This window comes from Bacillus sp. REN10 (assembly GCF_016820555.1).
In the GTDB taxonomy this organism is placed as follows: domain Bacteria; phylum Bacillota; class Bacilli; order Bacillales; family Domibacillaceae; genus Bacillus_CE.
This window is the reverse complement of sequence record NZ_JADHDW010000012.1, coordinates 54,234-64,171: the sequence shown is the minus strand read 5'-3', so window position 1 is coordinate 64,171 and position 9,938 is coordinate 54,234. Positions and strand designations below refer to the sequence as shown.

Annotated in this window: 9 protein-coding genes and 1 rRNA gene; all 10 read left to right on the top strand. The window is 40.4% G+C overall.

What is annotated here, in order from left to right; translation table 11 throughout:
- Positions 1–68 (top strand): 5S ribosomal RNA (gene rrf, locus IRB43_RS18310); the annotation flags it as partial.
- A gap of 414 nt (positions 69–482) precedes the next feature.
- Positions 483–1,418: an ABC transporter substrate-binding protein gene (locus IRB43_RS14925; protein ID WP_203364282.1), complete on the top strand. Its 936-nt coding sequence runs from the start codon at positions 483–485 to the stop codon at positions 1,416–1,418.
- Positions 1,415–2,461: an iron ABC transporter permease gene (locus tag IRB43_RS14920; protein WP_203364281.1), complete on the top strand. Its 1,047-nt coding sequence runs from the start codon at positions 1,415–1,417 to the stop codon at positions 2,459–2,461. The genes IRB43_RS14925 and IRB43_RS14920 overlap by 4 nt, the downstream gene beginning before the upstream one ends.
- On the top strand, positions 2,448–3,257 hold the full coding sequence (locus IRB43_RS14915; protein WP_203364280.1) for an ATP-binding cassette domain-containing protein: 810 nt from the start codon (positions 2,448–2,450) through the stop codon (positions 3,255–3,257). Before IRB43_RS14920 ends, IRB43_RS14915 begins: the two co-directional genes overlap by 14 nt.
- A 61-nt stretch (positions 3,258–3,318) precedes the next feature.
- Positions 3,319–3,642 carry an antibiotic biosynthesis monooxygenase gene (locus IRB43_RS14910; protein ID WP_203364279.1) on the top strand — a complete coding sequence of 108 codons (324 nt, stop codon included), beginning with the start codon at positions 3,319–3,321 and terminating at the stop codon, positions 3,640–3,642.
- A 215-nt stretch (positions 3,643–3,857) separates the two neighbouring features.
- On the top strand, positions 3,858–4,319 hold the full coding sequence (locus tag IRB43_RS14905) for a CtsR family transcriptional regulator (RefSeq protein WP_203364278.1): 462 nt from the start codon (positions 3,858–3,860) through the stop codon (positions 4,317–4,319).
- Positions 4,320–4,333: 14 nt separating this feature from the next.
- Positions 4,334–4,876 (top strand): protein-arginine kinase activator protein McsA, encoded by a 543-nt coding sequence (gene mcsA, locus IRB43_RS14900; RefSeq protein ID WP_203364277.1) that lies wholly within the window; start codon positions 4,334–4,336, stop codon positions 4,874–4,876.
- Positions 4,876–5,931 carry a protein-arginine kinase McsB gene (gene mcsB / locus IRB43_RS14895; RefSeq protein ID WP_203364276.1) on the top strand — a complete coding sequence of 352 codons (1,056 nt, stop codon included), beginning with the start codon at positions 4,876–4,878 and terminating at the stop codon, positions 5,929–5,931. The genes mcsA and mcsB overlap by 1 nt, the downstream gene beginning before the upstream one ends.
- A gap of 20 nt (positions 5,932–5,951) precedes the next feature.
- Positions 5,952–8,387 carry an ATP-dependent protease ATP-binding subunit ClpC gene (gene clpC, locus IRB43_RS14890; RefSeq protein WP_203364275.1) on the top strand — a complete coding sequence of 812 codons (2,436 nt, stop codon included), beginning with the start codon at positions 5,952–5,954 and terminating at the stop codon, positions 8,385–8,387.
- Positions 8,388–8,473: 86 nt separating this feature from the next.
- Positions 8,474–9,847 carry a DNA repair protein RadA gene (gene radA, locus IRB43_RS14885; RefSeq protein WP_203364274.1) on the top strand — a complete coding sequence of 458 codons (1,374 nt, stop codon included), beginning with the start codon at positions 8,474–8,476 and terminating at the stop codon, positions 9,845–9,847.
- The last annotated feature ends 91 nt before the right edge of the window (positions 9,848–9,938 follow it).

The following is a 9,938-nucleotide window of genomic DNA, read 5'->3' as shown; positions in this document are numbered from 1 at the left end:
GAAGTTAAGCTCTTCAGCGCCGATGGTAGTTGGGGGTTTCCCCCTGTGAGAGTAGGACGTTGCCAGGCACTAATTAAAAAAAACGACTCAAAAATTTGTTGAAAAACAAATTTTTGAGTCGTTTTTTTACTTCCAAATGAAGGAACGAGAAAGATTAGCTCTTTTCATTATATTGTTGGTAATACTTCATTTGGTACCATTTGCACCACGCTGCTAATCGTTTGTCGTCTTATGCCAGCTTTAAAGGTCTTGTAAGAGAGACCTCACCGGTGCCTCATCTACTGGGCAACGAACTTTCTTTCTTCCGTTACAACGCTCAATCCAACATGCTTTTTTCACCTCATTTTAAAATACAAATGGTCCACCATCGAATAGAGCGCAGCTAAACCAAAAAGAAAAACAAACCATCTATTGACAATGATAATCTTTATCATTAAAATAATTAATAAAAGTGATTATCATTATCAATTAGGAGTGTGGAAATGAAAAGGTACATAATGTTTCTTAGTATCATGTGCTCTATGTTTTTTTTATTAGTAGGCTGCGGTACAAAAGAAGAGAAAACAGCAGAGAAGAAAGAAAAGCAAGCAATTGCCGTTACTGATTTTGCAGGACAAACTATTACTTTTGAGCACCCGTCAAAAAGTATTGCGACGTTAAGTGTGGGTGACATGGATATTATCCATACATTAGGCGGAAATGTTGTTGGTCGCCCTAATACAAAACTACCGCTTAGTAAAGAGTTACAAGGTATTCAGGAAATGGGCAATGCACATGAACCGAATTTCGAAAGAATTGCCAGTGTCAAACCGGAGCTTTTTGTGCTCAGTAGCGGATTAGAGAAACATATTCCAACCATAGAGAGTCAAGGAATAAAAGTGATGGTGTCATCGGCAAATTCTATTAAAGATATCCAAAAGAGTATTGATTTATACGGAATGTTATTAGGAAAAGAAGAGAAAGCAAAGGAATTAAACAAAAACATCGATGATCAACTGAAAGCGTACGACACAGCAGGAGATGTGAGAGCGTTACTAGTTTATGGAGCACCTGGTTCGTATTTGGTGGCATTACCTACTTCTCTATCAGGTGACATTTTAGACAAAGTAGGGGGACAAAATATTGCAGTTGACTTCCCAAAAACGAAGGAATTTCCGCAATATGCCCAGCTCAGTACAGAGCGAATCATTGAAGCAAATCCAGACATTATTTTCTTAATTACACATGGAGATCCAGAAGGGGTAAAGAAAGCGTTTGAAGGCGAGATGATGAAAAATGACGCGTGGAAAAACCTTGAGGCTGTCAAGCAAAAGCGTGTTGTTGTTCTTCCACCGCATTTATTTGGATCTAATCCTGGTACACATATTGTGGAAGCAGTAGATTTTATGGCTCAAAGCTTGCAAGATGTGAGGAAATGATATCCATGCAAAAAGAAGCTGTTACTGAAAATACTGGGAAACAGAAGCATCCATTTGCGAAAAATAGGTGGATGCTCACCTTTATTCTTCTTGTGTTAACTGTCTTCACTTTTCTCTATGGATTAGTGGCAGGAAGTTTGTCTTTTTCCGTTCGTGAGATGATCGAAGGAATAGGTGATGAACATTCAACTGTGCATCGAATTGTATGGGATTTGCGTATTCCTCGTGTATTAATTGGCTTCTTAGTCGGTATGTGTTTAGCTACATCAGGGTCTTTATTGCAAGGTGTTATGCGCAACCCTTTAGCTGATCCTGGTATCATAGGGGTTTCATCGGGTGCCGGCTTAGTGGCAACGATTATTATCATTTTGTTTCCGCAGCATATGGCGCTGTTGCCTCTGGGCGCTTTTTTAGGGGCATTGGTCACGGCGTTGCTTATATACGGACTTTCATGGAAAAAAGGAGCCTCGCCCTCAAGAATTATTTTAGTCGGTATTTCCATTAATGCGTTAATTGGTGCTTTGATGTCAGCACTAATGTTACTGCATAGTGATAAAGTGCAATCTGTATTGCCGTGGTTAGCTGGAGGAATTAGTGGTGTTGGTTGGGCGCATGTTCATATGATTGTTTACTATGCAGTGGGTGCGTTACTTCTTGCTTTTCTCGGAATTAAGCAGCTCCGCGTCTTAATGCTTGGCGATGAGATGGCGAAGTTACTTGGCCATAATGTAGAAAGAAGTCGTTTTTTCTTAATTGTAGTCAGTACTTTGCTTGCTGGGATTGCAGTGAGTGTTTCTGGCTTAATTGGATTCATCGGATTAATTGTTCCGCACACGATACGATTGTTAGTTGGAAATGATGATCGTTACGTTGTCCCGCTTTCTTGTCTAGGAGGAGGTATTTTGCTTGTATGTGCCGACGCAATTGCAAGAAGCTGGTTTGATCCAATTGAATTGCCGGTTGGTATTTTGTTGTCGTTTTTAGGTGGACCATTCTTCTTATTATTAGTGCAGAAAGGAGGAGACAACGGTGCTAAACGCTAAAGATATTACCTATACTCATTCCCGCTTTTTTCAAATACGAAATGCGGATATCCAAATTCGTGAGGGGGAAATTGTTAGTTTAATTGGTCCTAACGGTTCTGGGAAATCTACGCTTTTACGGTTGATTTCTCGTTTACTGCAACCGGAAACAGGGGAAATCGTGCTTGATGGAAAAGGTATTCACACGATGGATAGTACAAACATTGCTAAAAAACTAGCCATGCTTCCACAAATGCATGATTATCAATTAGACATTACGATTCGCGAGTTAATTGAGTTTGGAAGGCAGCCTCATAAAAAGTGGCTTGACCGTTTTGAGAAGGAAGACGAAGACATCATTGGATGGGCATTATCTGTTACAAAACTAGAAGGATATGAGCAGCGTTTGTTGAATTCATTATCTGGAGGTGAGCGCCAGCGAGCTTGGATTGCCATGACATTGGCTCAGCGTTCTAAAGTTCTTCTTCTCGATGAGCCGACAACCTTTCTCGACATTGTGCATCAGCTAGAGGTAATGGAACTGGTCAAAAGCTTAAATGAGCAATTCGGAATGACGATTGTGATGGTATTGCATGATATGAATCAAGCTGCTCAGTATAGCGACCGCTTAATCGTGATGAAGCAAGGGGAAATTCAGTATGATGGCACGCCGGAATGTGTTTTATGTCAGCAAATGTTTCAACATGTTTTCGGAATCGAAGTAGATATTTTTCAAGGGGCCAACAAGCCATTTTTCACTCCGAAAAAAGTGTGCGGTAAAGAGGAGAAAGCGTGCAGTAAGAAGCCGTTTAACTAAAGTGAGGGAGTTTATATAAGCGCCCCGCTATTATAACAGAAACAAAGAAAGGAAGATGAAGATGTTTGTTGTAACAAATGCAATTCACGTACAAGTAGGCTATGGTGAGGAATTATTGAAGGGGTTTAAAGAACGAAAAGGTATTGAACAGTCTCCAGGGTTTATTCGTATGGAGATCTTGCGCACAGAGGGATTAGAAGAGTATGAAGAATATCGCGTATGTACAACGTGGAAGAATAAAGAGGCATTTTTAGGATGGACAAAGAGTGAGGCATTCCGTGCGGCTCATCATGCTAAACGTGAGAAAAAAGATTACGTCATTGGCAACCAAGTCTCCATGTATGAAACGGTGCTTTCATATGACCCGCAAGTTATGAACAACTAGTAAATAAGCTACATATCATCGAAGAATAGGCTGATGTCCAAAACAAATTTTGGGGATCGGCCTATTTATTTATCGCTTTATGAAAACATATAAAAATCGAATGATAGTAGAGAAATTTGTTCATACTAAGCTATACATATAAATTGCCATAGACAAACCTCATCATGTATAATTAACGTCAAATATAGTCAAAGTCAGAAATGGAGGAGGTATTGGTGCGGAATATATCTGACATCATTGAAGATTACTTAAAAAGGGTTTTAGAAACGAGCGGCAGTGAAATAGTAGAAATAAAAAGAAATGAAATCGCTGATAAATTCCAATGTGTTCCCTCACAAATTAATTATGTCATTAACACTCGATTTACGATAGAAAGAGGGTATATTGTTGAAAGTAAAAGAGGTGGGGGAGGATACATTCGAATTATTAAAGTGCAAATTCATGACCAGCAGGATTTGATTGATCAAATTATTGCTCTCGTTGGCAAAAGACTTTCACAATCCAACGCCGATGATATTATCACCCGCTTAGTAGAGGAGGAAGTCATTTCAACTCGAGAAGCAAAAATCATGATGAGTGTAATGGACCGTTCGGTTTTGTATATTGATCTTCCTGACCGAGATGAGCTTCGAGCGAGAATGATGATCGCTATGTTAATGTCATTAAAATATAAATAAAGGGGGAAGCTGTTTTGATTTGCCAAGAGTGTAAAGAAAGACCGGCTACTTTGCATTTTACGAAAACGATAAACGGCGAAAAAACGGAATCGCACTTATGTGAAAGATGTGCACACGAAAAAGGGGAACAATATATGATGAGTGGTCATCCTCAATTTTCGATTAATAATTTATTTAGCGGCTTGTTTAATCTCGATTCCCTTTTTTCATCAAAGCCTGCTCAATATCCTCAACAAAAACCATTAAAATGTGATCATTGTCAAGTAACCTTTCAGCAATTTGTTAATATGGGGAAGTTCGGCTGTCCTTATTGTTATGAAAGCTTTCATGACCAGCTAGGTCCTATTTTAAAAAGGCTTCAAAATGGCAATAATGTGCATGTAGGAAAAATTCCTGAACGGATGGGTGGGACTCTTCACTTAAAAAAAGAAATAGAAATGCTTAAAGATGAACTTCAGCAGTTGATCATGCATGAAGAATTTGAGCAAGCAGCAGAAGTACGAGACAAAATTCGCTCTCTTGAAAAAAATTTACACTTTGAAGGAGGAGAGTCTTGATGTCTCTAGAAAGATTTATTAATCAGGCTGTTAGCTCATGGATGAGCAGTGAAGGGCCTCATTCTGATATTGTGTTAAGCTCAAGAGTTCGATTAGCTAGGAACTTAGCACAATATAAGTTTCCGTTCTTATTAACCGCTGAAGAAGCAGCAAAAATGACAGAAGAAATTGCGAAGGCTACACAATCTTACGCTTCTATGGAACTACTAACGATGGAAAGTATGTCTTCCTTGCAAAAAAGGGTATTAGTAGAGAAACACTTAATTAGTCCTCTGCTGGCGGATTCCTCTCCTTATGGGGCCGTTTTGCTGTCGGATATGGAAGACATTAGTGTAATGATCAATGAAGAAGATCACATTCGAATTCAATGTTTGTCACCAGGCCTACAGCTAAAAGAGACATTAGAAAAGGCTAATGCCATTGATGATGCGATTGAAGAGCAGGTGCAATTTGCTTTTGATGAGCAAAGAGGTTACTTAACTAGCTGCCCTACGAATGTTGGAACTGGCTTGAGAGCATCGGTGATGATGCATCTTCCCGGTTTAATGCTCACCCAACAAATGAATCGAATTATTCCGGCAATTAATCAATTGGGATTAGTTGTTAGAGGAATTTATGGTGAGGGCAGCGAAGTGTTAGGGAATATATTTCAAGTTTCTAACCAGCTTACACTTGGGAAATCTGAAGCTGATATTGTAGAAGACTTATTGAGTGTAGTTCATCAGCTGATTGCGCAAGAACAATCCGCTAGAGAGATGTTAATGAGCACCTCTGCTATTCGCTTGGAAGATAAAGTGTTTCGGTCATATGGCGTGTTAACGAATAGCCGTATTATTGAAACGAAGGAAGCGGCTCAATGTCTTTCTGATGTAAGGCTTGGAATTGATATTGGATATATTCAACACATTTCAAGAAGCATTTTGAATGAATTAATGATTTTAACACAGCCAGGTTTCTTGCAACAATATGCGGGGAAAGCCCTTCGTCCAGAAGAAAGAGATGTGAGACGGGCGACGCTCATTCGCGAGAGACTGAAAATGGAAGAAAATTGTTGATGTAAAGGAGATGGATGGACATGATGTTCGGTCGATTTACTGAAAGAGCTCAGAAAGTGTTGGCGTTGGCGCAAGATGAAGCAATTCGTCTTGGGCACAGCAATATAGGTACAGAGCATATTCTTTTAGGGTTAGTGCGAGAAGGCGAAGGAATTGCGGCAAAAGCTTTATACGGTCTTGGACTTAGCTCGGAAAAAATTCAACAAGAAGTGGAGAAATTAATTGGTCGCGGAGAAGGAAGCACACAAACTGTCCATTACACTCCTCGTGCCAAAAAAGTAACAGAATTATCTATGGATGAAGCAAGAAAGTTAGGCCACTCCTATGTAGGAACAGAACATATTTTGCTTGGGTTAATTCGAGAAGGCGAAGGTGTAGCAGCACGAGTTTTAAGTAATTTAGGCGTGAGCTTAAATAAAGCTCGTCAACAAGTGCTTCAATTATTAGGTAGCAATGAAGCGAATGGGCATCAAGGGGGAACAGCTTCTAATGTAAATACACCGACGCTAGACAGCTTAGCTCGCGACTTAACGGTCATTGCAAGAGAAGGAAGTTTAGATCCTGTGATCGGCCGCAGTAAAGAAATTCAACGGGTTATTGAAGTGTTAAGTAGAAGAACGAAAAATAATCCGGTATTAATTGGTGAGCCAGGTGTCGGGAAAACGGCTATTGCTGAAGGGTTAGCTCAGCAAATTATTAATAATGAAGTACCGGAAACTCTCCGTAATAAGCGAGTAATGACACTCGACATGGGCACAGTGGTGGCTGGTACGAAATATCGCGGCGAATTTGAAGACCGTTTAAAGAAAGTAATGGATGAGATTCGTCAGGCAGGCAATATCATTTTATTCATTGATGAGTTGCATACACTGATTGGTGCTGGCGGAGCAGAAGGGGCAATCGATGCATCGAATATTTTAAAGCCATCTTTAGCTCGTGGAGAATTGCAGTGCATCGGTGCAACTACACTTGATGAATATCGTAAATATATCGAAAAAGATGCTGCGCTTGAGCGGCGTTTCCAACCGATTCAAGTAGATGAGCCAACACTAGACGAATCCATTCAAATTTTAAAAGGATTAAGAGATCGCTACGAAGCACATCATCGCGTGTCAATTACGGATGAAGCAATTGAAGCAGCGGTGAAAATGTCAGACCGATATATTTCCGACCGCTTCCTTCCAGATAAAGCGATCGATTTGATCGATGAGGCCGGCTCTAAAGTTCGTTTGCGTTCCTTTACAACGCCTCCAAATTTAAAAGAACTAGAAGTGAAATTAGAGAATATCCGCAATGAAAAGGATGCAGCTGTCCAAAGTCAAGAATTTGAAAAAGCGGCTTCACTGCGTGATTCAGAGCAAAAACTGCGTGAGGAGCTAGAGCGTACGAAAAACAGCTGGAAAGAAAAGCAAGGAAAAGAAAACAGTGAAGTGACGGTCGAGGATATTGCGATTGTTGTCTCTAGCTGGACCGGTATTCCTGTTTCTAAACTAGCTCAAACAGAAACAGAAAAACTGTTAAACTTAGAAGAGATTTTACATTCTCGTTTAATCGGACAGGAAGAAGCAGTGAAAGCTGTTTCTAAAGCAGTTCGCCGTGCAAGAGCGGGTTTAAAAGATCCGAAACGTCCAATTGGTTCATTTATTTTCTTAGGACCAACTGGTGTTGGTAAAACAGAACTAGCGAAAGCTTTGGCTGAGTCGATGTTTGGTGATGAGGATGCGATGATTCGGATTGATATGTCTGAATATATGGAGAAGCACTCGACATCTCGTCTAGTTGGTTCACCTCCGGGGTATGTTGGTTACGAAGAAGGCGGCCAACTAACGGAAAAGGTTCGTCGCAAGCCATACTCTGTTGTATTATTAGATGAAATCGAAAAAGCACATCCGGATGTATTTAATATTTTATTGCAAGTGCTTGAAGATGGACGTTTAACAGATTCTAAGGGGCGTACGGTAGATTTCCGCAATACGGTGCTGATTATGACCTCCAATGTAGGAGCTCAATCATTGAAGCGCAATAAGTATGTCGGTTTTAACATTCAAGATGGGGAGCAAGATTTCAAAGATATGAAGGGCAAAGTAATGGAAGAATTAAAGCGAGCTTTCCGCCCAGAGTTTCTTAACCGGATTGATGAAATTATTGTGTTCCACGCTCTAGAGAAGAAACATCTGAAAGAAATTGTTACATTGATGTCTGATCAGTTAACGAGCCGATTAAAAGAACAAAATATTATTGTTGAGCTGACAGATCAAGCAAAAGAGAAAATTGCCGAGGAAGGATACGATCCAGAGTACGGAGCTCGTCCGTTGCGCCGCGCGTTACAAAAACAAGTAGAAGATCGTTTATCTGAAGAGTTATTAAAAGGCAAAGTATTGACGGGGCAATATGTGATAGTAGATGTTGATAACAACGAGTTTGTCGTGAAAGTAAAGGAACCATCCACTTTTTAATGAACAAGAAAGGATGCACAACAAGAAGTCAGTGCATCCTTTTTTTAAATTTGCTTGTGATAAGGTATATTAGAAAGGAATACGATATGGCAAAGAAAAAAACAAAATTTATATGTCAATCATGCGGATATGAGTCACCGAAATGGATGGGAAGATGTCCCGGATGTAATCAGTGGAATCAAATGGTGGAAGAAGTGTCGATTACAGGAACACCAAAGCGCACATTTATGCATTCGGAATCAACCGTTTCTGCCAAGCCGTCTAAATTATCAGAAGTGGAAACGGTTCAGGAGCCAAGGGTAACGACGGATTTAAAAGAGTTTAACCGCGTGCTTGGTGGAGGTGTTGTGCCTGGGTCACTCGTCTTAATTGGCGGAGATCCTGGAATTGGGAAATCCACGCTGCTTTTACAAGTTTCCTCACAATTAAGTGCAAAAGCGAGTAAAGTGTTATATATCTCTGGTGAGGAGTCGATTAAGCAGACGAAGTTACGAGCGGATCGGTTAGCCGTGAAGGATGATAATCTATTTATCTACTCTGAAACGAATTTACAGCTGATTCACTCAGCTATTGAAGAGTTAGCTCCTTCTTTCGTTATTATTGACTCTATTCAAACCGTGTATCATCCGGAAGTGACATCCGCTCCAGGAAGCGTTTCTCAAGTCCGTGAGTGTACAGCTGAATTGATGCGAATTGCGAAAATGAATGGAATTGCCATCTTTATTGTCGGTCATGTCACAAAAGAAGGCTCCATCGCAGGACCTCGATTATTGGAGCATATGGTGGATACTGTGTTATATTTTGAAGGAGAGCGTCACCACACGTACCGGATTTTACGGGCGGTAAAAAATCGCTTCGGTTCTACTAATGAAATGGGTATTTTTGAGATGAAGGAAGAGGGGCTAGAAGAAGTAGCGAACCCGTCGGAAATCTTTTTAGAAGAACGCTCCCAAGGGGCATCTGGTTCTACTGTTGTTGCTTCTATGGAAGGGACACGGCCGGTATTGGTTGAAATTCAAGCGCTTATCTCACCAACGGTTTTTGGAAACCCTCGCCGAATGGCAACAGGGATTGACCATAATCGAGTGACACTTTTAATGGCGGTACTTGAAAAGCGGGTAGGGTTACTATTGCAAAATCAAGATGCTTACTTGAAAGTAGCAGGTGGAGTCAAGTTAGATGAGCCAGCGATTGATTTAGCCATTGCGGTCAGTATTGCCTCAAGCTTTCGTGATCAGCCAACCAATCCAACGGACTGTATTATTGGAGAAGTGGGATTGACAGGGGAAGTAAGAAGAGTATCAAGAATTGAGCAGCGGGTTTCTGAGGCGGCTAAGCTCGGGTTTACTCGTATCATTATACCTGCGAATAACTTAGGGGGGTGGAAAGTGCCTATGGGGATAGAAACAGTCGCTGTTTCTACTGTCAATGAAGCGCTCAAAGTTATTTTTGGTAATTAACTATTTTGAGATAAACGAACGAATAAAAGTAGTTTTTTTTAAAAAACGGTTTTAAATGGAAAAAAGTGTTTATAATAATATGAGGAGGTGA

Excerpts from the sequence above, each read along its gene's own strand:
- clpC (WP_203364275.1), top strand. The coding sequence starts at position 5,952 with ATGATGTTCGGTCGATTTACTGAAAGAGCTCAGAAAGTGTTGGCGTTG.
- mcsB (WP_203364276.1), top strand. The coding sequence starts at position 4,876 with ATGTCTCTAGAAAGATTTATTAATCAGGCTGTTAGCTCATGGATGAGC.
- radA (WP_203364274.1), top strand. The coding sequence starts at position 8,474 with ATGGCAAAGAAAAAAACAAAATTTATATGTCAATCATGCGGATATGAG.
- IRB43_RS14910 (WP_203364279.1), top strand. The coding sequence starts at position 3,319 with ATGTTTGTTGTAACAAATGCAATTCACGTACAAGTAGGCTATGGTGAG.
- IRB43_RS14925 (WP_203364282.1), top strand. The coding sequence starts at position 483 with ATGAAAAGGTACATAATGTTTCTTAGTATCATGTGCTCTATGTTTTTT.
- IRB43_RS14920 (WP_203364281.1), top strand. The coding sequence starts at position 1,415 with ATGATATCCATGCAAAAAGAAGCTGTTACTGAAAATACTGGGAAACAG.